Annotated in this window: 19 protein-coding genes; 16 read left to right on the top strand and 3 right to left on the bottom strand. The window is 59.3% G+C overall.

Features of this window, described 5'->3' with window-relative positions; all coding sequences use genetic code 11:
• The first annotated feature begins 12 nt into the window (after window positions 1–12).
• The 11 genes from AB4N73_RS19000 to AB4N73_RS19050 all read left to right on the top strand — a co-directional run bounded on the left by AB4N73_RS19000 (window position 13) and on the right by AB4N73_RS19050 (window position 14,104).
• Complete coding sequence (locus tag AB4N73_RS19000) at window positions 13–2,811, top strand: LPS-assembly protein LptD (RefSeq protein WP_375122776.1); 2,799 nt, start codon at window positions 13–15, stop codon at window positions 2,809–2,811.
• Window positions 2,786–4,108, top strand: a complete 1,323-nt coding sequence (surA, locus tag AB4N73_RS19005) for a peptidylprolyl isomerase SurA (protein ID WP_460142415.1) — start codon at window positions 2,786–2,788, stop codon at window positions 4,106–4,108. The genes AB4N73_RS19000 and surA overlap by 26 nt, the downstream gene beginning before the upstream one ends.
• A complete protein-coding gene (pdxA, locus tag AB4N73_RS19010) occupies window positions 4,105–5,094 on the top strand; it encodes a 4-hydroxythreonine-4-phosphate dehydrogenase PdxA (protein WP_406227690.1) in 990 nt (329 codons plus the stop codon). Before surA ends, pdxA begins: the two co-directional genes overlap by 4 nt.
• Entirely contained in the window at window positions 5,091–5,909 is an 819-nt protein-coding gene (rsmA, locus tag AB4N73_RS19015) for a 16S rRNA (adenine(1518)-N(6)/adenine(1519)-N(6))-dimethyltransferase RsmA (RefSeq protein WP_041476699.1), read from the top strand. The genes pdxA and rsmA overlap by 4 nt, the downstream gene beginning before the upstream one ends.
• 113 nt (window positions 5,910–6,022) lie before the next feature.
• Window positions 6,023–6,403, top strand: a complete 381-nt coding sequence (apaG, locus tag AB4N73_RS19020; RefSeq protein WP_056786669.1) for a Co2+/Mg2+ efflux protein ApaG — start codon at window positions 6,023–6,025, stop codon at window positions 6,401–6,403.
• The gene (locus AB4N73_RS19025) at window positions 6,403–7,284 is read left to right on the top strand and encodes a symmetrical bis(5'-nucleosyl)-tetraphosphatase (RefSeq protein ID WP_460142416.1); all 882 of its coding nucleotides are present in this window, start codon (window positions 6,403–6,405) and stop codon (window positions 7,282–7,284) included. Before apaG ends, AB4N73_RS19025 begins: the two co-directional genes overlap by 1 nt.
• Before the next feature lie 34 nt (window positions 7,285–7,318).
• On the top strand, window positions 7,319–7,648 hold the full coding sequence (gene glpE, locus AB4N73_RS19030) for a thiosulfate sulfurtransferase GlpE (RefSeq protein WP_056786663.1): 330 nt from the start codon (window positions 7,319–7,321) through the stop codon (window positions 7,646–7,648).
• A gap of 296 nt (window positions 7,649–7,944) precedes the next feature.
• Window positions 7,945–9,867 carry a PrkA family serine protein kinase gene (locus AB4N73_RS19035; RefSeq protein WP_016772892.1) on the top strand — a complete coding sequence of 641 codons (1,923 nt, stop codon included), beginning with the start codon at window positions 7,945–7,947 and terminating at the stop codon, window positions 9,865–9,867.
• Window positions 9,868–9,986: 119 nt separating this feature from the next.
• Window positions 9,987–11,258 (top strand): YeaH/YhbH family protein, encoded by a 1,272-nt coding sequence (locus AB4N73_RS19040; RefSeq protein ID WP_039757709.1) that lies wholly within the window; start codon window positions 9,987–9,989, stop codon window positions 11,256–11,258.
• The gene (locus tag AB4N73_RS19045) at window positions 11,255–12,817 is read left to right on the top strand and encodes a SpoVR family protein (RefSeq protein WP_024014545.1); all 1,563 of its coding nucleotides are present in this window, start codon (window positions 11,255–11,257) and stop codon (window positions 12,815–12,817) included. The genes AB4N73_RS19040 and AB4N73_RS19045 overlap by 4 nt, the downstream gene beginning before the upstream one ends.
• Before the next feature lie 63 nt (window positions 12,818–12,880).
• The gene (locus AB4N73_RS19050; RefSeq protein WP_460142417.1) at window positions 12,881–14,104 is read left to right on the top strand and encodes a multifunctional CCA addition/repair protein; all 1,224 of its coding nucleotides are present in this window, start codon (window positions 12,881–12,883) and stop codon (window positions 14,102–14,104) included.
• 90 nt (window positions 14,105–14,194) lie between these two features.
• On the opposite strand, the gene folK is transcribed toward AB4N73_RS19050, so the two are convergent.
• Together folK and folB are read right to left on the bottom strand one after the other, a co-directional pair.
• Window positions 14,195–14,710, bottom strand: coding sequence for a 2-amino-4-hydroxy-6-hydroxymethyldihydropteridine diphosphokinase (gene folK, locus AB4N73_RS19055; protein ID WP_041476704.1), 516 nt, complete (start codon window positions 14,708–14,710; stop codon window positions 14,195–14,197).
• Window positions 14,701–15,057, bottom strand: coding sequence for a dihydroneopterin aldolase (gene folB, locus AB4N73_RS19060; protein WP_016772885.1), 357 nt, complete (start codon window positions 15,055–15,057; stop codon window positions 14,701–14,703). Before folB ends, folK begins: the two co-directional genes overlap by 10 nt.
• 74 nt (window positions 15,058–15,131) lie before the next feature.
• Between folB and plsY the strand changes: the two genes are divergently transcribed.
• On the top strand, window positions 15,132–15,701 hold the full coding sequence (gene plsY, locus AB4N73_RS19065) for a glycerol-3-phosphate 1-O-acyltransferase PlsY (RefSeq protein ID WP_186568892.1): 570 nt from the start codon (window positions 15,132–15,134) through the stop codon (window positions 15,699–15,701).
• Window positions 15,702–15,724: 23 nt separating this feature from the next.
• Here plsY and tsaD read toward each other — a convergent pair whose 3' ends face one another.
• Window positions 15,725–16,750, bottom strand: a complete 1,026-nt coding sequence (gene tsaD, locus AB4N73_RS19070) for a tRNA (adenosine(37)-N6)-threonylcarbamoyltransferase complex transferase subunit TsaD (protein WP_039757706.1) — start codon at window positions 16,748–16,750, stop codon at window positions 15,725–15,727.
• Window positions 16,751–16,949: 199 nt separating this feature from the next.
• Here tsaD and rpsU point away from each other — a divergent pair, with 199 nt between their 5' ends.
• The 4 genes from rpsU to AB4N73_RS19090 all read left to right on the top strand — a co-directional run bounded on the left by rpsU (window position 16,950) and on the right by AB4N73_RS19090 (window position 25,403).
• A complete protein-coding gene (rpsU, locus tag AB4N73_RS19075) occupies window positions 16,950–17,165 on the top strand; it encodes a 30S ribosomal protein S21 (protein ID WP_002551877.1) in 216 nt (71 codons plus the stop codon).
• 486 nt (window positions 17,166–17,651) lie between these two features.
• A complete protein-coding gene (gene dnaG / locus AB4N73_RS19080; RefSeq protein ID WP_024014549.1) occupies window positions 17,652–19,616 on the top strand; it encodes a DNA primase in 1,965 nt (654 codons plus the stop codon).
• 67 nt (window positions 19,617–19,683) lie between these two features.
• Window positions 19,684–21,531, top strand: coding sequence for an RNA polymerase sigma factor RpoD (gene rpoD / locus AB4N73_RS19085; protein ID WP_024014550.1), 1,848 nt, complete (start codon window positions 19,684–19,686; stop codon window positions 21,529–21,531).
• A 125-nt stretch (window positions 21,532–21,656) separates the two neighbouring features.
• Complete coding sequence (locus AB4N73_RS19090; RefSeq protein ID WP_041476706.1) at window positions 21,657–25,403, top strand: bifunctional diguanylate cyclase/phosphodiesterase; 3,747 nt, start codon at window positions 21,657–21,659, stop codon at window positions 25,401–25,403.
• Window positions 25,404–25,418: the final 15 nt, after the last annotated feature.

Consider the following 25,418-nt stretch of genomic DNA (forward strand, 5'->3'; position numbering starts at 1 on the left):
CGGACTAATAAGATGGCATTGAAATCCCCCGCGTTTCGTAAAAAATTTCCATTGTTGGTAACCGGCAGTCTGCTGGCTATGCAACCTCTGGCCAGTCAATTCGTTGTTGCCGCCGAGCAGTATGACTGCTCCGTCTCGGCTACGGGTGGCTGGGACTGTGCGCCCAAGTCGCCCGCCGCGGCATTGCCGCCGCGCCCGGTGCATGACGGCAGTGCCGTCAGCGCCGCCGGCGAGCCTGCGGCCGACAAGGGTTCCGACGCCGACACTGGCGCGAAAACCGCACTGGTCACCGAGTCCAAGGGCCGCGGCCTGAAATCCCGTAGCGAAGACTACAGTCACCTCGACTGGGTTCCGCGCGAGAAGCTCACCGCCGCGCAATTGGCCGAGACTGGTCCTTACTGCTCTGGTTCCTATATCGAACCGATTCGTCCTGGCATGAATGACAAGACGAATAAAAGTGACGCGCCGACCTTCATCGGTGCCAAAGCGTCGCGTTACGAGCAGGACACCCAGGTCGCCAGCCTTGCCGGTGACGTGATCATGCGTCAGGGCAGCATGCAGGTCGAAGCCGACGAGGCCAATCTGTATCAGGCCGAGAGCCGTGGCGAACTGGCCGGCAACGTGCGCATCCGCGACAACGGCGCGCTGATCGTCGGCGACCACGCCGATGTACAGCTCGACACTGGTGAAGCCAAGGTCGACAACGCCGAATACGTGATGCACAAATCGCGCATCCGCGGTAACGCGCTGTATGCCAAGCGTGCCGAAAACGCGATCATCCGCTTGAAGGACGGCACGTACACCACGTGCGAACCGAACAGCAACGCGTGGCAGCTCAAGGGCAACAACATCACCTTGAACCCGGCGACCGGTTTCGGCACCGCGACCAACGTGACGTTGCGCGTCAAAGACATCCCGATTCTGTACACCCCGTACATCTACTTCCCGATCGACGACCGTCGCCAGTCAGGCTTCCTGCCGCCGACCATCGGTTCGGGCAGCGACACCGGCTTCATGCTGGTCACCCCGTACTACTTCAACCTGGCGCCGAACTACGACGCCACGTTGTACCCGCGCTACATGAGCAAGCGCGGCATGTTGGTGGAGGGCGAGTTCCGCTACCTGACCAAGTCGAGTGAAGGTCAGTTCGGTGCGGCGTATCTCAATGATGAGAACGACGATCGCAAGCTTCAGTCCGACTACAAAGACACCCGCTATATGTACAACTGGCAGCACAAGGGCGGTCTCGACTCCCGTGTGCTCACAGAAGTTGATTACACCAAGATCAGCGATCCGTATTACTTCCAGGATCTGCAGACCGATCAGATTGGTGTGAAGAGCGATGATTTCGTCAATCAGCAGGGTGCGGTCAGCTACCGTGGCGACAACTACACCGCACGCCTGAATGCTCAGCAATATCAGCTGGCTACCGTTTCCAACATCACACCCTATGGTCGTCTGCCGCAGATCACCTTCAATGGTCAGCTGCCGTACCATCCGGAAGGTCTGAATTTCGATTACGAGACCGAGCTGGTTCGTTTCGATCGCGATCTACGTGATGGCGACTTCATCAATGAAGATGGCATTGCCGAACGTCGTCTGGACACAAACATCACCGGTCTGGCCCGCGCCAACGGTGATCGCCTGAATCTGAAGCCGGGCGTCAGCCTGCCGATGAACTGGACCTATGGTTTCCTCAAACCATCGTTGAAGTATCAGTACACGCAGTATCAGCTTGATCTGGATAACACCGGCAAATCCCAGATTGATGCGCTGTCACCGGAAAACCAGAAGCTTTATGGCAAGTTCGACAGCAACCAGAGCCGTGGCGTCCCGATTGCCAGCATCGACAGCGGCCTGTATTTCGATCGCGATACGTCGTACTTCGGCAAGAACTACCGCCAAACTCTGGAACCGCGCCTGTTCTACCTCTATGTTCCCGAGACAGATCAGGAAGACATTCCGGTCTTCGACACTGGCGAGTCCACCTTCAATTACTCTTCGCTGTTCCGCGACAATCGCTTCTCCGGCGCCGACCGTGTAGGCGACGAGAACAAACTATCGCTGGGCGTTACCAGTCGCTGGATCGAAGAAAACGGATTTGAACGTCAGCGCATCAGCGTAGGCCAGGCGTACTACTTCAAGAATCGCGAAGTGCAATTGCCTGGTATCGATGCGAAAACTCGTGAAGACTCCAAATCCAGTGTTTCGCCGTACGCACTGGAATATGAATACCGCTGGAACCGTGACTGGCGCGCCACTGCCGATTATAACTGGGACCCGGACAGCCGCAGCCCACGCTCCGGCAGTGCGATGTTCCACTACCAGCCGGCTGACAACCCGAACAAAGTCATCAACGCTGGCTATCGCTATCGCAATGACCAGATCCGTTACGACCAGAACACCGGCCAGTGGTCGGTGGGGGGTGGCGACTATGGCACCCCGGGCCAACCTGGCTACGTGAAGGACTACTACAAGATCCAGCAGCATGACTTCTCGGTCATCTGGCCGATCGTTCCGCAGTGGAACGCCATCAGTCGCTGGCAGTACGACTACAACCGCAATCGCACGCTGGAAGCCTTCGGTGGTTTCGAATACGACAACTGCTGCTGGAAACTGCGCCTGATCAACCGTTACTGGGTCGCCTATGACGAAAACAGTCAGAACGCCCCGGAAAACGAAAAAGGCGACCATGGCATCTTCCTCCAAATTGTTCTGAAGGGACTCGGCGGCCTGACTGGCGCCAAGGTAGAGAGCTTCCTCGACAAAGGCATTCAAGGTTATCGTGAACGTGAAGACCAAGCTTTCTGATTGTCTGCGCCCGGTGCTGCTGGGCGCGCTGTTCCTGGGTACGGCGGCCAACGCCGCCGTACAGTCCATCGATAAAGTGGTGGCGATCGTCGATAACGACGTGGTCATGCAGAGCCAACTGGACCAGCGCGTTCACGAAGTTCAGCAGACCATCGCCAAGCGCGGTGGCGGTCTGCCGCCTCCGGGTGTGCTCGATCAGCAAGTGCTCGAGCGTCTGATCGTCGAAAACCTGCAACTGCAGATCGGCGAACGCTCGGGCATCCGCATCACTGACGAAGAGTTGAACCAGGCTGTCGGCACCATTGCTCAGCGCAACAACATGAGTGTCGATCAGTTTCGTGCTGCGCTCGCTCGTGACGGCCTGAACTATGACGACGCCCGTGATCAGATCAAGCGCGAGATGATCATCAGCCGTGTGCGTCAGCGTCGTGTGGCCGAGCGCATCCAGGTGTCCGAGCAGGAAGTGAAGAACTTCCTCGCCTCCGACCTCGGTAAGATGCAGCTGTCCGAAGAACTGCACTTGGCCAACATCCTGATTCCGACCCCGGAAAGCGCCAACTCTGAAGCCATTCAGAGCGCTTATCGTCAGGCGATGGATGTATACCAGCAGCTCAAGCAAGGCGCCGACTTCGGTCAGATGGCCGTGGCCAAATCCGGTAGCGACAACGCGCTGGAAGGCGGCGAGATGGGCTGGCGTAAAGCCGCACAACTGCCACCTCCGTTCGATCGTGAGCTGAGCAGCATGGCGGTTGGCGACATCACTCAGCCTGCGCGCACGCCGGGCGGCTTCATCATTCTGAAGCTGCTGGGCAAACGTGGCGGCGAAGCGCAGATGCGCGACGAAGTGCATGTCCGCCACATCCTGGTCAAGCCGAGCCCGATCCGCGACGAAGCCAAGACCAAGGCACTGGTGCAATCGTTGTATGACCGCATCACCGCCGGCGAAGACTTTGCCGAGCTGGCGAAAAACTACTCGGAAGATCCGGGTTCCGCCCTCAACGGCGGCGACCTGAACTGGATCGACCCGAACGTGCTGGTACCGGAATTCCGCGAAGTGATGGCTTCGACCCCACAAGGTCAGCTGTCCAAGCCATTCCAGACCCAATACGGCTGGCACGTGCTGGAAGTCCTTGGCCGTCGCGCCACTGACGGCACCGAACAGGCCCGTGAGCAGCAAGCAATAACTGTACTGCGTAACCGCAAATACGATGAAGAGCTGCAAACCTGGCTGCGTCAGATCCGTGACGAAGCATACGTAGAGATCAAACTCCCTGGTGCAGACCAGGCAGCGCAGTGAAACCCACGCGTTTCGCGCTGACACCCGGCGAACCAGCCGGCATCGGTCCCGACCTGTGCCTGCTGCTCGCCTCGCAAGCCCAGCCACATCCCCTGATTGCCATCACCAGCCGCGACCTGCTCCTTGAGCGGGCCGCGCAGTTGGGGCTGGCCGTCAATCTGCTGGATGTCGCGCCGGGTCAGTGGCCAGATGTTCCAGCACCGGCCAACAGCCTGTACGTCTGGGACACGCCGCTCAGCGCACCGGTAATCGCCGGGCAACTGGACAAGGCCAACGCGGCATTCGTCCTCGAAACCCTGACCCGCGCCGGCAACGGCTGCCTGAATGGCGACTTCGCCGGGATGATCACCGCGCCGGTGCACAAAGGTGTGATCAACGAGTCGGGTATAGCGTTCTCTGGACACACAGAATTTCTCGCCGACCTGACGCACACCGCGCAGGTAGTGATGATGCTGGCCACTCGCGGTTTGCGCGTGGCGCTGGTCACCACTCACCTGCCCCTGCGCGAGATTGCCGACGCGATCACCCCGGAGCGGCTGGAGCGGGTCACGCGAATCCTGCACGCCGACCTGCAAGACAAATTCGGCATCGCCCGGCCACGCATCCTGGTCTGCGGTCTCAACCCGCATGCCGGTGAAGGCGGCCACCTGGGCCATGAAGAAATCGACATCATCGAACCGACATTAGAGCGCCTGCGCGGCGAGGGCATGGACCTTCGTGGCCCGCTGCCTGCCGACACTCTGTTTACCCCCAAATATCTGGAGCACTGCGACGCAGTGCTGGCGATGTACCACGACCAGGGCTTGCCCGTGCTCAAGTACAAAGGCTTCGGCGCTGCCGTCAACGTGACGCTGGGCCTGCCGATCATCCGCACCTCGGTCGACCATGGCACCGCCCTGGATCTGGCCGGCAGCGGCAGGATCGACACCGGCAGCCTGCAAGTCGCCCTGGAAACCGCCTACCAGATGGCCGAGACCCGTTTATGAACGAGCAATATCAACACAAGGCGCGCAAACGCTTTGGTCAGAACTTCCTCCACGATGCCGGCGTTATCGACCGCATCCTGCGCTCCATCCATGCCAAGCCTGACGATCGCCTGCTGGAAATCGGCCCCGGTCAGGGTGCGCTGACGCAGGGCCTGCTCGGCTCCGGCGCGCAACTCGACGTAGTGGAACTCGACAAGGATCTGATCCCGATCCTCAATCAGCAGTTTGCCGGCATGAGTAATTTCAACCTGCATCAGGGCGATGCGCTGAAGTTCGACTTCAATACGCTGAACGCCGCACCGAACAGCCTGCGGGTGGTTGGCAACCTGCCGTACAACATCTCCACGCCGCTGATTTTTCATCTGCTGAACAACGCCGGCATCATTCGTGACATGCACTTCATGTTGCAGAAAGAAGTGGTCGAGCGCCTGGCCGCAGGCCCGGGTGGCGGTGACTGGGGTCGTCTGTCGATCATGGTCCAGTACCATTGCCGCGTGGAACATCTGTTCAACGTCGGCCCGGGCGCATTCAACCCGCCGCCGAAAGTCGACTCGGCGATCGTTCGTCTGGTGCCCCACGCGGTACTGCCGCACCCGGCCAAGGATCACAAGTTGCTGGAGCGCGTGGTACGCGAAGCCTTCAATCAGCGCCGCAAAACCTTGCGCAACACCCTCAAGCAATTGCTCAGCAATGCCGAAATCGAAGCCGCCGGCGTCGATGGCAGCCTGCGTCCCGAGCAGCTGGATCTGGCTGCATTCGTGCGCCTGGCCGACCAGCTCGCGATACAGGTCCCGGCAGCTCCCGCTGCCGACTGACCCGCGATGAACGCTATCGGGCAGCACACCACTCTGGTTTACTGCCCGATACTTGCCTAGACTGATTCCCCATCAGCTACGCCCCGCGTTCCGCTTCATTAAGGCCTTCTTGCATGTCCGATTCCCGTTATCAGGTCGATGTCAGCGTCGTCACCCGCTATCTGCCAGACCAATCGCAACCCGAACACGACCGTTTCGCCTTCGCCTACACCATCACCGTACAGAACAACGGCAAGGTTGCGGCCAAGCTTCTGTCCCGGCACTGGGTGATCACCGATGGTGACGGCCATGTCGAACACGTGCGCGGTGAAGGCGTCGTCGGCCAGCAACCGTCGATCAATGTAGGCAAGAGCCATGTCTACACCAGCGGCACAGTGATGACCACCAAGGTCGGCACCATGCAGGGCACTTATCAAATGCTCGCCGACGACGGCAAACATTTCGATGCCGTCATCAAACCGTTTCGCCTCGCCGTGCCCGGAGCCCTGCACTGATGACGACGTATGCCGTCGGTGACCTGCAAGGCTGCCTCGAACCGCTCAAGTGCCTGCTCAAACAAGTTGCCTTCGACCCGGCGCTTGACCGGCTGTGGCTGGTCGGCGATCTGGTCAACCGTGGCCCGCAGTCGTTGGAAACCCTGCGTTTTCTCTTTGGCATGCGTGAGTCGCTGGTCTGCGTGCTCGGCAATCACGACCTGCACCTGCTGGCCGCCGCGAAGAAGATCGAGCGCCTGAAGAAAAGCGACACACTGCGCGAAATCATCGAGGCTCCCGACGGCCCGCAATTGATGGAATGGCTGCGCCAGCAAAAGCTGATGCATTACGACGAAACACGCGATGTTGCGATGGTCCATGCTGGCATCCCGCCGCAATGGTCGCTGCTCCGTGCGTTGAAGTGCGCCGCCGAAGTCGAGACCGCCCTGCGTGACGACAACGTATTCCCCGCCTACCTTGACGGTATGTACGGCAATGAACCGGCGAAATGGGACAACGACCTCAAAGGCATTGATAGGCTGCGGGTGATCACCAATTACTTCACGCGCATGCGCTTTTGCACCGCTGAGGGCAAACTCGACCTCAAAAGCAAGGAAGGCCTCGACAGCGCGCCGCCCGGCTACAAGCCGTGGTTTCAGCACAAGGAGCGCAAGACCAAAGGCCTGCGCATCATCTTCGGTCACTGGGCCGCGCTCGAGGGCAATATCCACGAGCCGGGCATTTCCGCGCTGGACACCGGATGCGTATGGGGCGGCAGCCTGACGCTTATGAACGTCGACAGCGGCGAACGCCTGTCATGCAAATGCGACGAGCACGGCGGACTTGCGCCATCAGTCGCCCCACTCACCCCCAACGATTCGCCCGTCAACGCCTCGCGTTAGACTGCGCCTTCAGTAGAGCAACAGGTACTTTGTCATGACCGAATTCAAACGAATCCCGCCGGAACAGGCGCAGGCCCTGCGTGAACAGGGCGCAGTCGTAGTCGACGTACGCGATCCGGCGACCTTTGCCGCGCTGCATATCAGCGGCTCCAAACATCTCGACAACCATTCCCTGCACGCTTTCATTCAAGGCGCCGACCTCGATGCACCGACCGTCGTGGTGTGCTACCACGGCAATTCCAGCCAAGGCGCAGCCGCCTATCTGGTCGGCCAGGGCTTCTCCGACGTCTACAGCATGGATGGCGGTTTCGAGCTATGGCGTACGACCTATCCTTCGGAAACCGCGCAAGGCACCGACGAATAATTTTTTTGCGCGGCGCAGGCCCCGGCTGCCATGGGCCTGCGCGCGGCAGACGAACGGTCTGCCACAACTAATTACGTATCTCGCCTTTACCTCTCGAATTCCCAACTATCCTTAAGCGCAGGCCATCCAAAACAGGGGAGAGCCGGTACACCGGCGCGCGGGTCATCGGGAGTAGCTTTCGCGGTTTGTCGACCGTGGGAGAATTCTGGGGGGTAAACAGCAGCTGCCACAGCGACTGCTGCCAGCATCGACTGAGTGATCCGGCGTCGGCTCCACGTATCGAGCGAGGTGACGTCATGAGTATCTTTAGCCACTTCCAACAACGCTTCGAATCCACACGCCAGGAAGAACTCTCTCTGCAGGAGTACCTGGAGCTGTGCAAAAACGATCGCAGCGCCTACGTTTCCGCCGCCGAACGTCTGTTGATGGCGATCGGCGAACCGGAACTGCTCGACACTTCGACCAATTCGAGGCTGTCGCGCATCTTCTCCAACAAGGTGATCCGCCGCTATCCGGCCTTTGAAGACTTCCACGGGATGGAAGAATGCATCGACCAGATCGTCTCGTATTTCCGCCACGCCGCCCAAGGCCTGGAAGAGAAGAAACAGATTCTTTATCTGCTCGGCCCCGTTGGCGGCGGTAAATCGTCCCTGGCCGAGAAGCTGAAACAACTGATGGAGAAAGTGCCCTTTTATGCCATCAAGGGCTCGCCGGTCTTCGAGTCGCCTCTGGGTCTGTTCAACGCCACCGAAGATGGCGCGATCCTCGAGGAAGATTTCGGCATTCCACGGCGCTACCTGAACACCATCATGTCGCCCTGGGCGACCAAGCGCCTGGCCGAATTCGGCGGCGACATCAGCCAGTTCCGCGTGGTCAAGCTGTACCCGTCGATCCTCAATCAGATTGCCGTGGCCAAGACCGAACCCGGTGACGAGAACAACCAGGACATCTCGGCGCTGGTCGGCAAGGTCGATATCCGCAAACTCGAAGAATTCCCACAGAACGACGCTGACGCCTATAGCTACTCCGGTGCGCTGTGCCGGGCCAACCAGGGCTTGATGGAATTCGTCGAAATGTTCAAGGCGCCGATCAAGGTGCTGCACCCATTGCTGACTGCTACCCAGGAGGGCAACTACAACAGTACCGAAGGCCTCGGCGCGATTCCGTTTACCGGCATCCTGCTGGCTCACTCCAATGAATCGGAGTGGCACACCTTCCGCAACAACAAGAACAACGAGGCGTTCATCGACCGGATCTACATCGTCAAAGTGCCGTACTGCCTGCGCGTCAGCGACGAAGTGAAGATCTACGACAAACTGCTTTTCAACAGTTCCCTGTCCAAGGCGCACTGCGCACCGGACACCCTGAAAATGCTCGCGCAGTTCACTGTGCTGTCGCGCCTCAAGGAGCCGGAAAACTCCAACATCTATTCGAAGATGCGCGTCTACGACGGCGAAAACCTGAAAGACACCGATCCGAAGGCCAAGTCGATTCAGGAGTACCGCGATTCGGCCGGTGTCGACGAAGGCATGAACGGCCTGTCGACCCGCTTCGCCTTCAAGATTCTCTCCAAGGTATTCAACTTCGACCCGCATGAAATCGCCGCCAACCCGGTGCACCTGCTCTATGTGCTGGAGCAGCAGATCGAACAGGAACAGTTCCAGGCCGAAACCCGCGAACGCTACCTGCGCTATCTGAAGGAATACCTGGCGCCGCGCTATATCGAGTTCATCGGCAAGGAAATCCAGACCGCTTATCTGGAGTCTTACAGCGAATACGGCCAGAACATCTTCGATCGCTACGTGCTGTACGCGGATTTCTGGATTCAGGATCAGGAGTATCGCGACCCGGAAACCGGCGAGATCCTCAACCGCGTGGCCCTGAACGAAGAGCTGGAAAAAATCGAGAAACCGGCCGGCATCAGCAATCCGAAGGATTTCCGCAACGAGATCGTCAACTTCGTCCTGCGCGCCCGGGCCAACAACAACGGCAAGAACCCGACCTGGCTCAGCTACGAAAAACTGCGGGTGGTCATCGAGAAGAAAATGTTCTCCAACACCGAAGACCTGCTGCCCGTCATCAGCTTCAACGCCAAGGCCAGCAAGGAGGATCAGCAGAAACACAACGACTTCGTTACGCGAATGGTTGAACGTGGCTACACCGATAAACAGGTACGCCTGCTGTCCGAATGGTACCTGCGGGTCCGCAAGTCGCAGTGAGGCAGCTGCAAGCTATAAGCCACAAGCTGCAAGAACAAAGCGTGTGAACCCTGAAACACGGGCATTCGCTTCCACTTGCAGCTTGCAGCTCAAAACTTGAAGCTCCCCGGAGGGGCCTTATGAGCTATGTGATCGACCGACGCCTCAATGGCAAGAACAAGAGCACGGTGAACCGCCAGCGTTTTCTGCGGCGTTACCGTGACCACATCAAAAAGGCTGTCGAAGAGGCAGTCAGTCGCCGCTCCATTACCGATATGGAGCACGGTGAACAGATCAGCATTCCCGGTCGCGACATCGACGAACCGGTGCTTCATCACGGGCGCGGCGGCAAACAGACCGTGGTGCATCCCGGCAACAAAGAGTTCACGGCCGGTGAACATATCGCCCGTCCACCGGGCGGCGGCGGTGGGCGCGGTCCGGGCAAGGCTGGCAATTCCGGCGAAGGCATGGACGAGTTCGTCTTCCAGATCACTCAGGAAGAATTTCTCGAATTCATGTTCGAAGACCTGGAACTGCCGAACCTGGTCAAACGCAACCTGACCGGCACCGACACATTCAAAACCGTACGCGCCGGGATCAGCAACGAAGGTAACCCTTCACGCATCAATATCATCCGCACGTTGCGCTCGGCTCATGCGCGTCGTATCGCCCTGTCCGGCAGCAGTCGCGCGAAACTGCGCGAAGCCAAGGAAGAGCTGGCGCGGCTCAAGCGCGAAGAACCGGACAACTTCGGCGATATTCAGGAACTCGAAGCTGAAATCGAGAAACTCAGCGCGCGCATTCACCGCGTGCCGTTCCTCGACACCTTCGACTTGAAATACAACCTGTTGGTCAAGCAACCCAATCCCAGTTCCAAAGCAGTGATGTTCTGCCTGATGGACGTGTCCGGTTCTATGACGCAAGCGACCAAGGACATCGCCAAGCGCTTTTTCATCCTGCTTTACCTGTTTCTCAAGCGTAACTACGACAAGATCGACGTGGTGTTCATCCGTCACCACACCAGCGCCCGGGAAGTGGACGAAGAGGAGTTTTTCTATTCTCGTGAAACCGGCGGCACCATCGTTTCCAGCGCTCTCAAGCTGATGCAGGAGATCATGGCCGAGCGCTATCCGAGCAATGAGTGGAACATCTACGCCGCTCAGGCCTCCGATGGCGACAACTGGAACGACGATTCGCCGATCTGCCGCGACATCCTGATCAACCAGATCATGCCATTTGTGCAGTACTACACTTATGTGGAGATCACCCCGCGCGAACATCAGGCCCTGTGGTACGAATACGAACGCATCGCCGAAGCCTTCTCTGACACATTTGCCCAGCAGCAACTGGTCTCGGCCGGAGATATCTATCCGGTCTTCCGTGAACTCTTCCAGCGCAGGTTAGTGACATGACCGCCAAAGAGCAGAAGCGCCAACCGATTTCCACCGGCTCCGAATGGACATTCGAGCTGATCCAGACCTACGACCGCGAAATCGCCCGGATCGCGGCCCGTTATGCTCTGGACACCTATCCCAACCAGATCGAAGTGATCACCGCCGAGCAGATGATGGACGCCTATGCCTCGGTGGGCATGCCGCTGGGCTATCACCACTGGTCCTACGGCAAGCACTTCCTCAGTACCGAGAAATCCTACAGTCGCGGACAAATGGGCCTGGCCTACGAGATCGTAATCAACTCCGACCCGTGCATCGCCTATCTGATGGAAGAAAACACCATCTGCATGCAGGCGCTGGTGGTGGCCCATGCCTGCTATGGCCACAACAGCTTCTTCAAGGGCAACTACCTGTTCCGTACCTGGACTGACGCTAGTTCGATCATCGATTACTTGGTGTTCGCCAAGCAGTACATCATGCAGTGCGAAGAGCGCCACGGCATCGATGCCGTGGAAGACCTGCTCGATTCCTGCCATGCCCTGATGAATTACGGTGTCGACCGTTACAAACGCCCGTATCCGATTTCCGCCGAAGAAGAGCGCCGGCGGCAGAAGGATCGCGAAGAGCACATGCAGAAGCAGATCAATGATCTGTGGCGCACCATTCCCAAAGGCGCGGACAAATACAGCGACAAGGACAACGCCCGCTTCCCGGCCGAACCGCAGGAAAACATCCTCTATTTCATCGAGAAACATGCGCCGCTGCTGGAACCCTGGCAGCGCGAGATCGTGCGCATCGTGCGCAAGATCGCCCAGTATTTCTATCCGCAGCGCCAGACCCAGGTCATGAACGAAGGCTGGGCAACGTTCTGGCATTACACGCTGATGAATGACCTGTATGACGAAGGCCTGGTCACCGACGGCTTCATGATGGAATTCCTCACCTCGCACACCAGCGTGGTATTCCAGCCGGGTTTCGACAGTCCGTACTACAGCGGCATCAACCCCTATGCATTGGGTTTCGCCATGTACCGCGACATTCGGCGCATGTGCGAAGAGCCTACCGAAGAGGATCGCCGCTGGTTCCCGGATATCGCCGGTTCCGACTGGCTGTCGACCATCAAGTTCGCCATGAGCAGTTTCAAGGATGAGAGCTTCATCCTGCAGTACCTGTCGCCCAAGGTGATCCGCGATCTGAAGCTGTTCAGCATTCTCGATGACGACCAGAAAGACGACCTGCTGGTGCCGGCCATTCATGACGAAGGCGGCTACCGGATCATTCGTGAAACCCTGGCCGCGCAGTACAACCTCGGCAATCGTGAGCCGAACGTGCAGATCTACAGCATCGACCGGCGCGGTGATCGCTCGCTGACCCTGCGCCATCAGCAGCACGACCGCAAACCCTTGGGCGACTCCACCGAAGAAGTCCTCAAGCACCTGCACCGGCTCTGGGGCTTCGACATTCATCTGGAAACCCTGCAAGGCGACCAGATCATGAAAACCCATCACGTGCCGCCACGCAGTGAACACAGCGAGGGCGATTACGGCCGGCTCGATCTGGCCGTGATTCATCTTTGATCCGGTTCTGGCCTCCGAAAGTCTGACGCAAGGGTTATCCTGTCGGACTGACGGAGGTTTTTTATGCAGGTTTACAAGGTTGGCGGCGCAGTACGTGATCGCCTGTTGGGGTTGCCGGTCACTGACATCGACAGGGTCGTGGTGGGCGCCACCACGGAGGAAATGCTCGCCAAGGGATACCGCCCGGTCGGCGCCGATTTTCCGGTGTTTCTGCACCCCAAAACCGGTGAGGAATATGCCCTCGCCCGTACGGAACGCAAGAGTGGCCGGGGTTACGGCGGCTTCACCTTCTACGCAAGTCCCGAAGTGACGCTTGAAGAAGACCTGATTCGCCGCGACCTGACGATCAATGCCATGGCCGAGGACGATCAGCTCAACCTGACCGATCCGTACCATGGTCAGCGCGATCTCGAAGCACGAATCCTTCGCCATGTTTCCCCGGCGTTCGCCGAAGATCCGTTGCGAGTGCTGCGCGTTGCCCGTTTTGCTGCACGCTACGCAGGATTGGGCTTTACGGTCGCCGACGAGACCATGGACCTGATGCGTCAGCTCAGTGAGTCCGGCGAACTGCAGGCTCTGACTGCCGAACGCAGTTGGAAGGAGATTTCTCGAGCATTGATGGAAGATCACCCGCAGGTGTTCATCCAGGTCTTGCGCGACTGTGGCGCACTCAAAGAGCTAATGCCGGAAGTCGACGCCTTGTTCGGCGTGCCACAGCCAGAGACCCACCACCCGGAAATCGACACAGGCCTGCACACCCTGAGCGTGCTGGAGCAATCAGCCCTGCACAAACAACCACTGACGGTGCGCTGGGCCTGCCTGCTGCATGACCTTGGTAAAGGCCTGACGCCGGAAGAAGAATGGCCCGGGCATATCGCCCATGAGCACACCGGGCTGAAGCTGATCAAAGCGGTCAACGAGCGCTTCAAGGTCCCCAAGGACTGTCAGGAACTGGCGCTGCTGGCCGGCCAGTACCACACCCATGGGCACCGGGCGCTGGAGCTGAAAGCCTCGACGCTGCTGGAGTTGCTGCAAAGTTTCGATATCTATCGCCGGCCACAGCGCTTCGAGGAATTTATCGCCGCGTGCGAGATGGACGCCCGTGGCCGCAAGGGCCTGGAGCAGCGCAGTTATCCACAGGCGGATTATTTGCGCGGAGCGGCGAAAGCTGCGCGAGCGGTGGCGGTGCAGCCGCTGCTGGAAAAGGGCTTCAAGGGGCCGGAACTGGGTGAAGCGCTGAAGCGGGAACGGTTGAAAGCATTGAAGATCTACAAAGACAACGCCTGAAGCAAGATCAAAAGATCGCAGCCTTCGGCAGCTCCTTCAGGGAAACGCAAATTCCTCTGTAGGAGCTGCCGAAGGCTGCGATCTTTTGCTTTAAAGATTCGACGGAGTCAATTGCTGCCCATTCCATTCGAACGCAACCGGCGCCAACACCTGATCAATTTGCGCCTCGGCCCACAACGTCGCAAAGCTCTTGCCCACCCCCGGATGCACCCGATCCGGCGCAATCAACGACAGCGGCCACAGCACAAAGGCATTTTTCAGGATTTCAGCACGCGGCAGCATCAATCCATCGAAATTACCCACCAGATCGCCATACAGCAGCACGTCGATATCCAGCGGCAGACCTTTGCGATCCGGGGCATAACGACCGTTGTCCGCCTCGATGAATTTCAAGCGGCGGTCAAGCTCCATCAACGGCAGATCGGTGTAGGCCGAGACCACAAAATTGAAGAACGGCCCGCTCTTGATGCCCACCGGTTGGCTCTCGAACACCGCCGAACAACGGATATCCACCAGGAACGTGGCCAGCGCATCGAGACCGGCGCGCAAATGGGTTTCGCGCTCGATATTGCTACCGAGCCCGAGGTAGACCTGAGTCAGCGACATCCGCGCTCGATCTCCACACCCACACCACCCTTGGCCGCTGGAACGGCGCCCGGCTTGGTCAGTTTCAGTCGCACCCAGGTGATCTTGAATTCGGCCATGAGCACTTCAACCAGACGCTCGGCGAAGGTTTCGACCAGCTGGAACTGCGCCTGCTCGGCGAAGGCCTGAATGCGCGTGGAAACACTGGCGTAATCGAGCGCCAGGGTCAGGTCGTCACCGGCGGCGGCCGGGCGATTGTCCCAGGCGAAGCTCAGATCAAGACGCAGGCACTGACGGATGCCGCGCTCCCAGTCGTAGGCACCGATCACGGTGTCGACTTCCAGGCCCTCGATAAACACTCTGTCCAAGCACTTCTCTCCGCTGCACGACAAGGGCGCGATGCGCCGTTAGAATCAGGGCGTCCTCGCCCGGAATAGTTAGCATGTTTTGGCTACTGGCGATTCTCGCCTACCTGCTCGGCTCGCTGTCCTTTGCCATTTTGCTCAGCCGCCTGACCGGAAATCCGGATCCGCGAATGAGTGGCTCGGGTAATGCCGGCGCCACCAACATGCTGCGCCTGGCCGGTCGCAAACTGGCGATCCTGACCCTGCTCGGTGATCTGTGCAAAGGCCTGCTGCCGGTGCTGATCGCCTCGGGCGCGGGCCTCTCACTGCAGGATCAGGCCTGGATTGGCGTGTGCGCCGTGATCGGTCACCTGTTCCCTTTGTACTTTCGCTTTCGCGGCGGCAAAGGCGTTGCCACTGCCGCCGGCATGCTGCTCGGTCTGTATCCACCCGCCGCGCTGCTGGCGGTGTGCGCCTGGCTGCTGACGTTCTACCTGACTCGCACCAGCTCGCTGGCGGCGCTGATTGCCACGCCACTGACCCTGCCATTGCTGGCCTGGCAGGAGCCGGAAGCCTTGCTGCCAATGAGCGCGCTGACCTTGCTGATTGTCTGGCGCCATCGCGGCAATCTACGCGACCTGTTTGCCGGGCGCGAACGGCATTTCTGACTGCCGTCCATGAGCGTCGCTCATTACAGCGCCGACAACTGCTCCATTGGCCAGCGTGCCTGCACGGTGATTGCCAGACTTTCCTGCTGACCGGCCTTCAGGCGCTGGCAACCGGCAAATGCGATCATCGCGCCATTGTCGGTGCAGAACTCCGGGCGCGCATAGAACACATCACCCTTCATATCGCCGAGCATCTTTTCCAGCGAAACCCGCAACGCCTTGTTGGCGCTGACGCCGCCGGCAATCACCAGTCGCTTCATGCCTGCCTGTTTCAGGGCGCGCTTGCACTTGATGGTCAAAGTCTCCACCACGGCCTGCTGGAACGCCAGCGCGATGTCGCAACGGGCTTGCTCGCCGTCGTCCCCGGCGCTGACGCATTGCTGCCAGGTATTGAGGGCGAAGGTTTTCAAGCCGCTGAAACTGAAGTCCAGACCCGGGCGATCACACATCGGACGCGGAAAGGTGAAACGTCCTGCGACGCCCTTCTCGGCCAGCTTGGCGATTTCCGGCCCGCCGGGGTAATTGAGCCCCATCATCTTCGCGGTTTTGTCGAAAGCTTCGCCGGCCGCATCGTCGAGCGTCTCGCCGAGCAGGCTGTATTGGCCAATGCCGTCGACCTGAACCAACTGCGTATGGCCACCGGAAACCAACAAAGCGACGAACGGAAATTCCGGCGGTTTCGGCTCCAGCATCGGTGCCAGCAAGTGGCCTTCCATGTGGTGCACGCCGAGCGCCGGAATGCCCCAGGCAAACGCCAGCGCCTGCGCGCAGGATGCACCGACCAGCAGCGCGCCGACCAGGCCAGGACCTGCGGTGTAGGCGATTGCGTCGATCTCGGTCGGCACACAGTCGGCCTCGGCCAACACCTGACGGATCAAGGGCAGCATGCGTTTGACGTGGTCACGCGAGGCCAGCTCCGGCACCACACCGCCATAGACACGGTGCAGGTCGATCTGACTGAACAGCGCGTCGGCCAGCAGACCGCGTTCACTGTCATACAATGCGACGCCGGTTTCGTCGCAGGAGGTTTCTAATCCCAGTACTAGCATGGGTTTGCGCCTTGTTTAGGCTGAATTCGAAGGCGCGCATAATAGTCGCCACGTGATGCCCCGACCAGCGGTTTTCGATCAGAGGCTTTGCATTCCGAGCGATGAGGGGTTAACATCCGCAACCCTTAAAAACCGACGTCTTCAAGTGCTCTTTTGCCGCGAGGATGTTGACCCCGGTAATGAATGAAGGTAGCTCTGGATGCCAGCCGTCAAAGTAAAAGAGAACGAACCCTTCGACGTAGCTCTGCGTCGTTTCAAGCGCTCCTGCGAAAAAGCCGGTGTACTGGCTGAAGTTCGTAGCCGCGAATTTTACGAGAAGCCAACTTCTGAGCGTAAGCGCAAGGCAGCAGCCGCTGTTAAGCGTCACGCCAAGAAAGTTCAGCGCGAACAGCGCCGCGCCGTTCGTCTGTACTAATCCACAGACGTTCGTAGCAAGCTTCTTGCCTAAGCCCGGCCCTCAGCCGGGCTAATGGCATTTGCGTAAAACGCTTGATGCTTCACCGTCGACGCCGCCGATGCGACCGAGACAAATCTGCTTCACCGCGTCAGGCCTGGCTCTTTTGCCAGCGGTGCACGTCTTTTCTGACGAGCCTTTCAAGGCTACTGACGAGCACACCCACTGATTCCTCTTACGACGATCAGCCCAAGGCACCTGCATGCGTGCCCGCTTTATTGAGCTATCCGAGGTCGACAATCGGCCGTCAGCGGATTCAGCGCAACACTTTCACATAGTCGAAGACTGATAGGTACTAACGTCAGTGGATTTTCGGCAGATACACTTCCCGACAGCGATTACGCAGACGACACCGGTCGAGCCGCACTTTTTGTGCGTTTCCAGCAATGGCCCGCGTCCGACGGCCTGTCGCAACGGATTTATTGCAGCGCAGACGACGAGAACGCCATGGCCGGGCTGATTCCCCAGAGCTTCATTGACGACCTGCTGAACCGCACCGACATCGTCGACGTGGTCAGCTCGCGCGTGCAATTGAAGAAGGCCGGCAAGAACTACACCGCCTGCTGCCCGTTCCATAAAGAGAAAACCCCGTCATTCAGCGTCAGCCCCGACAAACAGTTCTATTACTGCTTCGGTTGCGGCGCCGGCGGCAACGCCCTCGGCTTTCTCATGGATCACGACAACCTGGACTTCCCCCAGGCCGTCGAAGATCTGGCCAAAGCCGCCGGCATGGAAATCCCCCGCGAAGAAAGCGGTCGCGAGCGCAAGCCGCGCCAGCCGACCGATTCGCCGCTGTACCCGCTGCTGACCGCCGCCGCTGATTTTTACCGACAGGCACTCAAGAGTCATCCGTCGCGCAAGGCTGCGGTGGATTACCTCAAGGGGCGCGGGCTGACGGGCGAGATCGCTCGGGATTTCGGCCTCGGTTTTGCGCCGCCGGGCTGGGACAACCTGCTCAAGCATCTGAGCAGCGACACGTTGCAACAGAAGGCCATGATCGAAGCTGGCCTGCTGATCGAGAACGCCGAAACCGGCAAACGCTATGACCGCTTCCGCGATCGCGTGATGTTCCCGATTCGCGATACCCGTGGACGGATCATCGCCTTCGGCGGTCGCGTACTGGGCGACGACAAGCCCAAGTACCTGAACTCACCGGAAACCCCGGTATTCCATAAAGGCCAGGAACTCTACGGCCTTTATGAAGCACGCAAGAACAATCGCAACCTCGACGAAATCATCGTCGTCGAGGGTTACATGGACGTCATAGCCCTCGCCCAGCAAGGCTTGCGCAATGCCGTCGCCACGCTGGGTACCGCGACCAGCGAAGAACACCTCAAGCGCTTGTTCCGCGTCGTCCCGAACGTGTTGTTCTGCTTCGACGGCGACCAGGCCGGCCGCAACGCAGCCTGGCGTGCACTGGAAGCGACCCTGCCGTGCCTGCAGGACGGTCGTCGCGCGCGGTTCCTGTTTTTGCCCGAAGGCGAAGACCCGGACACCCTGGTTCGCGCGGAAGGCACCGACGCATTCAAGGCGCGCATCAATCAGCACGCGCAGCCGCTGGCCGATTATTTTTTCCAGCAACTGACCGAAGAATCCGACCCGCGCTCTCTTGAGGGCAAGGCGCACATGGCCACCCTCGCCGCACCATTGATCGACAAGGTGCCGGGCGCAAACCTGCGTATTCTCATGCGTCAGCGCCTGACCGAAATCACTGGCCTGAGCAGCGAAACCGTCAGCCAATTGGTTCAGAGTGCGCCGCAGGAAGCACCGCCCGCCTACGATCCGGGCTTCGATTATGACGCCATGCCGGACTACAGCGACTACCATCAGCCGCAGGCGCAGGACATGTATGCGCCGCAGCAGGAATGGACGCCGAAGAAACCCGGCGCCGGCGGCAAGAAGTGGGACAAGAAACCGTGGGACAAGAACGGCAAGCGTGGTGGCGATCGCGAACAGCAGCGCCCGCGTACGCCGATTGGCGTTGAATCGCCAACCCTGACGGCACTGCGAACATTGCTCCATCATCCGCAACTGGCCAAGCGCGTCGAAGACGCCGGGCACATTGCCGATGAAAATCAGACCAACGCCCAGCTGCTTGTGGCGCTGCTCGAAGCCGTACAGAAGAATCCCAAGCTAAACTCATTTCAGCTGATCGCGCGATGGCACGGTACTGAACAGGGTCGCTTACTCAAGGCGCTGGCAGAAAAGGAATGGCTGATTGACGGAGATAACCTTGAACAACAGTTTTTCGACACCATTACTAGCTTGTCCGCCCGCCAACGCGAGCGAAATCTCGAACAGTTACTCAGGAAAGCGCGGCAAAGCGAACTGAGCGTCGAAGAGAAAAATCAACTGCGCGACCTTTTAAGTCGCAATGTTTCCGCATCAAACCCGACCTCAACTGGCGCGTGAGGTCATAGCTCAGGTATAATCCTCGGCTTGTTTTTTGCCCGCCAAGACCTTCAGTGGATAGGGTGTTATGTCCGGAAAAGCGCAACAGCAGTCTCGTATTATTGAGTTGATCAAACTGGGTCGTGAGCAGAAGTATCTGACTTACGCCGAGGTCAACGACCACCTGCCCGAGGATATTTCAGATCCGGAGCAGGTGGAAGACATCATCCGCATGATTAACGACATGGGGATCCCCGTACACGAGAGTGCTCCGGATGCGGACGCCCTTATGTTGGCCGACGCCGATACCGACGAGGCCGCTGCGGAAGAAGCAGCCGCTGCGTTGGCGGCGGTGGAGACCGATATCGGTCGCACCACTGACCCGGTGCGCATGTACATGCGTGAAATGGGTACGGTCGAGCTTCTGACCCGTGAAGGCGAAATCGAAATCGCCAAGCGGATCGAAGAAGGCATTCGTGAAGTGATGAGCGCGATTGCGCACTTCCCAGGCACGGTTGACCACATTCTCTCCGAGTACACCCGCGTCACCACCGAAGGTGGTCGCCTGTCCGACGTCCTGAGCGGTTATATCGACCCGGACGACGGCATCGCGCCGCCTGCGGCAGAAGTGCCGCCGCCGGTTGACCCGAAAGCCGTCAAGGCCGACGACGATACCGACGACGATGATGCCGAATCTTCCGACGATGAAGAAGAAGCCGAAAGCGGTCCGGATCCGGTCATCGCTGCGCAGCGCTTCGGTGCCGTCGCCGACCAGATGGAAATCACCCGCAAGGCCCTGAAAAAGCACGGTCGTCACAACAAGGCAGCCGTTGCCGAGTTGCTGGCCCTGGCCGAGCTGTTCATGCCGATCAAACTGGTGCCGAAGCAATTCGAAGCCCTGGTCGAGCGGGTACGCAGTGCCCTGGATCGCCTGCGTCAGCAAGAGCGCGCGATCATGCAGCTGTGCGTACGTGATGCACGTATGCCGCGCGCCGATTTCCTGCGTCAGTTCCCGGGCAACGAAGTCGACGAAAGCTGGTCCGACGCCCTGGCCAAAGGCAAGAGCAAGTACGCCGAAGCCATCGGTCGCGTGCAGCCGGACATCATCCGTTGCCAGCAGAAGCTGATTGCGCTGGAAACCGAGACCGGCCTGACCATCGCAGAAATCAAGGACATCAACCGTCGCATGTCGATCGGTGAGGCCAAGGCCCGCCGCGCGAAAAAAGAGATGGTTGAAGCCAACCTGCGTCTGGTGATCTCGATCGCCAAGAAGTACACCAACCGCGGCCTGCAATTCCTCGATCTGATCCAGGAAGGCAACATCGGTCTGATGAAGGCGGTGGACAAGTTCGAATACCGTCGTGGTTACAAGTTCTCGACGTATGCCACCTGGTGGATCCGTCAGGCGATCACTCGCTCGATCGCCGACCAGGCGCGCACCATCCGTATTCCGGTGCACATGATCGAGACGATCAACAAGCTCAACCGTATTTCCCGGCAGATGTTGCAGGAAATGGGTCGCGAACCGACCCCGGAAGAGCTGGGCGAACGCATGGAAATGCCTGAGGACAAGATCCGCAAGGTACTGAAGATCGCCAAAGAGCCGATCTCCATGGAAACCCCGATCGGTGATGACGAAGACTCCCATCTGGGCGACTTCATCGAAGACTCGACCATGCAGTCGCCAATCGATGTCGCCACAGTGGAAAGCCTGAAGGAAGCGACTCGCGAAGTGCTGTCCGGCCTCACTGCCCGTGAAGCCAAGGTACTACGCATGCGTTTCGGTATCGACATGAACACCGACCACACGCTCGAAGAGGTGGGCAAACAGTTTGACGTAACGCGTGAGCGGATCCGTCAGATCGAAGCCAAGGCGCTGCGCAAGCTGCGCCACCCGACGCGAAGCGAGCATCTGCGCTCCTTCCTCGACGAGTGATACCAGAACCCCCGGCCCAGGCCGGGGGTTTTGTTTTATGGCAGATTAAATTCCCCGCTCCGCCCTCCCCGTCGCGTACCCCGTCTACACTCGAAACAATCATCCCAAGCCCTGACGAGAGCGTTATGCCCAGACTGGCGCCCGTGCTTTTTCTGCTGTCATTGATGATTTGCACCGCCACGGCTGACGCGCTGACTCTCACCGATGAAGAACGCAGCTGGCTGGCGGCTCACCCTGACTTGCGCCTGGGTGTCGACGCGTCGTGGCCGCCTTTCGAATTTCGTGACGACCAGAACCGCTATCAGGGTCTCGCCGCTGACTATATCGACGTGATTCGCCAACGTTTGGCGATCAAGCTGACGCCCATCGAACCGGCAAGCTGGACGGTGGTGCTGGAGCAGGTCAAAAAAGGCAAGATCGATTTGCTGCCGGGAATCATGTCCACGCCGGAACGCCAGAATTACCTGTCATTTACCCGGCCGTACCTCGACTTCCCGATCGTCATTCTGGCCCATGTCGGCGGGGCCCAGCCGCGCAAACTCGACGACCTGTACGGTCTGAAAATCGCCGTAGTGGAAAACTACGCTCCCCACGAACTGCTGCGCACTCACCATCCCGATCTGAATCTGGTGGCCATGCCCAATGTCAGTTCGGCGCTGCAAGCCCTGGCGACTGACGAAGTGGACGCGGTGGTCGGCGATCTGGCTTCCAGCGTCTGGAGCCTGCGCCAGCTCAAACTCGACGGCCTCTACGTCAGCGGCGAAACCCCGTATCGCTATCAACTGGCGATGGCCGTGCCCCGCGACAACAAGATGTTGGTGGGCATTCTCGATAAAGTCCTGGCCGACATGACACCGGCGGAAATCAGCAGCATTCAGGAACATTGGGTCGGTAATGTGCTCGACCACCGCACATTCTGGTCAGATCTGCTGATGTATGGCCTGCCCGGTCTGTTGTTGTTGATGACGGTGCTGGCCGTGGTGATTCGCATCAACCGCCGCCTGAGCTCGGAAATCTCCCGGCGCATCGACCTCGAACAGGAATTGCGCAGCAGCGAATATCACTACCGCGGTCTGGTGGAGAGCTTGTCGGCGATCGCTTGGGAAGCGCGGATGAGCGACTTCACCTACAGCTATGTTTCGCCCCATGCTGAAGACCTGCTCGGGTATCCACAGTCTCACTGGCTGATTCCGGGTTTCTGGCACAACATCATTCACCCGGCCGACCTGACCCGCACGCAAAACTATTGCAGGGAAGCGCTGCGCCAGGGCCGCGATCACATCGTCGACTATCGCGTGATCACCGCCGACGGCCGCTGCCTGTGGGTGCGCGACATTGTCAGCCTGATCGAGCATGGCCACGAACCGGTGATGCGCGGGTTGATGATCGATATCAGCGAAATCAAACGCACCGAAGAAGCGCTGCGGCTGTCCGAGCAGAAGTTCGCTTCGGTGTTTGAGCAATGCCCGGACATTCTGGTGATTGCGCGCCTGTCCGACGGCTGCCTGCTGGAGGTCAACGAGGCCTTCGAAGAGCAGATCGGCCTTAGGGCCGAGGAGGTGATCGGCCAGACCGCCACCAACCTCAATATCTGGGGCATCCCCGGGGTGGGGCCGGGCCTCTTGCAGCGTTTGCAGGCCGGCAGCATCCGTAATCTGGAAATGCCCTTTCGCCGCAACAACGGCCAATTGTTCACCGGGCTGATTTCCGCCGAGCCTTTCGACCTCGACACCACCCCGGCGCTGGTGGTGGTAGTTCGCGACATCAGCCAGCTCAAGGAAACCCAACAGCAACTGCAAACCTCTGAAGAAAAATTCGCCAAGGCTTTCCATGCGTCGCCGGATGGCCTGTTGCTGTCGCGCCAGAGCGACGGCCTGCTGTTGGAGGTCAACGAAGGTTTTAGTCGTATCACTGGTTTCAACAGCGCCATGTCGGTGGATCGTTCAACGCTGGATCTGGGCATCTGGGTCAACCTCAACGAACGCAAGCAGATGCTCGATCTGCTAAAGCGCGACGGGTTTGTCCGCGACTTCACTTGCCACATCCGTCGCAGCGACGGGCAGATTCGCCTGTGCGAAGTGTCCAGTCGACCGCTGCCGATCGGCGACGAGGATTGCATGCTGACCATCGCCCGCGACATCACCGAACGCCATCTCATGCAGGAAAAACTGCAGCAGGCCGCGACCGTTTTCGAGAGCACCGCCGAGGGCGTGTTGATCACCGATACTCAACAACACATCAGCGCCGTCAATCGCGCTTTCACCGAAATCACCGGTTACAGCGAAAGTGAAGCGCTGGGCCACACGCCACGCTTGCTGGCGTCAGGGCTGCATGACAGCGCTTTCTACGCGGCGATGTGGCACCAATTGACTGACGAAGGCCACTGGCAAGGCGAGATTTCCAACCGGCGCAAGAACGGCGAGCTGTACCCGAGCTGGCTGACCATCAGCGCCGTGCGCAATCGCGACAAGTTCATCACTCACTTCGTCGCGGTGTTCGCCGATATTTCCAGCCTCAAGCATGCGCAGGCCAAGCTTGATTACCAGGCTCACCACGACCCGCTCACCGGCTTGCCAAACCGCACCTTGTTCGAGAGCCGCCTGCAAATGGCCCTGACCAGCCAGCAGGAAAATGGCGGCCAGGGTGCAGTGCTGTTTCTCGATCTCGACCGTTTCAAACACATCAACGACAGCCTTGGCCACCCGGTCGGCGACCTGTTGCTCAAGGGCATCGCCGTGCGCTTGAAAGAACAATTGCGCGATATCGACACGGTCGCGCGGCTGGGCGGCGACGAGTTCATCATTCTGCTGCCGGGCCTGCAGCAAGCCAGCGATGCCGACAACATCGCGACGAAACTGCTCAACTGCTTCGGTGCGCCGTTCCAGGCCGGCGAACACGAGTTTTTTATCAGCGCGAGCATCGGCACCAGCCTCTATCCCCGCGACGGCTGCGATGTCGCCACCCTGGTGAAAAACGCGGACGCGGCGATGTACCGCTCCAAAGCCAAGGGGCGTAACCGCGTTGAAAGTTACACCCGCGACCTCACCGCCCAGGCCAGCGAGCGCGTAGCGCTGGAACACGAACTGCGCCGCGCCATCGAGCGCGATGAGCTGTTTCTCTATTACCAACCGAAAATCAGCCTGGTCGACCACAGTCTGGTCGGTGCAGAGGCGCTGATTCGCTGGCGCCACCCAACCTTCGGCGACGTGCCGCCCGAGCATTTCATTCCGCTGGCCGAAGAGAACGGCATGATCCTGCAGATCGGTGACTGGGTGCTGGAGACCGCTTGCCGGCAAATGTTCGAGTGGAGCCGAATCTACCAACCGCTGGGGCCGCTCTCGGTGAACCTCGCTGGCGCGCAGCTGCGTCAGCCGAACCTGTTGGTGCGCATCGAGCAACTGCTCAAGGACAACCGCCTCAGGCCGGATTTACTGCAACTGGAAATTACCGAGAATTTCATCATGAGTCAGGCCGAAGAGGCGCTGGCAGTGCTGCACCAGCTCAAACACCTCGGCGTGCAACTGGCGATCGATGACTTCGGCACCGGCTACTCCTCGCTCAGCTATCTCAAACGCCTGCCGCTGGACATCCTCAAGATCGACCAGTCCTTCGTCCGCGGACTGCCTGACGACCCCCACGACGCAGCGATCGTACGCGCCATCATCGCGCTCGGTCGCAGCATGCAATTCACCGTGATTGCCGAAGGCGTGGAAACCCAGGCGCAACAACAATTCCTCGCCGCAGAAGGTTGTGAACAGATCCAGGGCTACATCGTCAGCCTGCCGCTGCCCCCGGACGAATTCGCCGCGACGTTTCTGCATATAACCGTATCGGATTTTTCGGATAGCACAGCCGCGAAACCGTCGCTATAATCCGCGGCCTACTGA

The sequence above is a fragment of the Pseudomonas sp. S3_B08 genome (genome assembly GCF_054667725.1).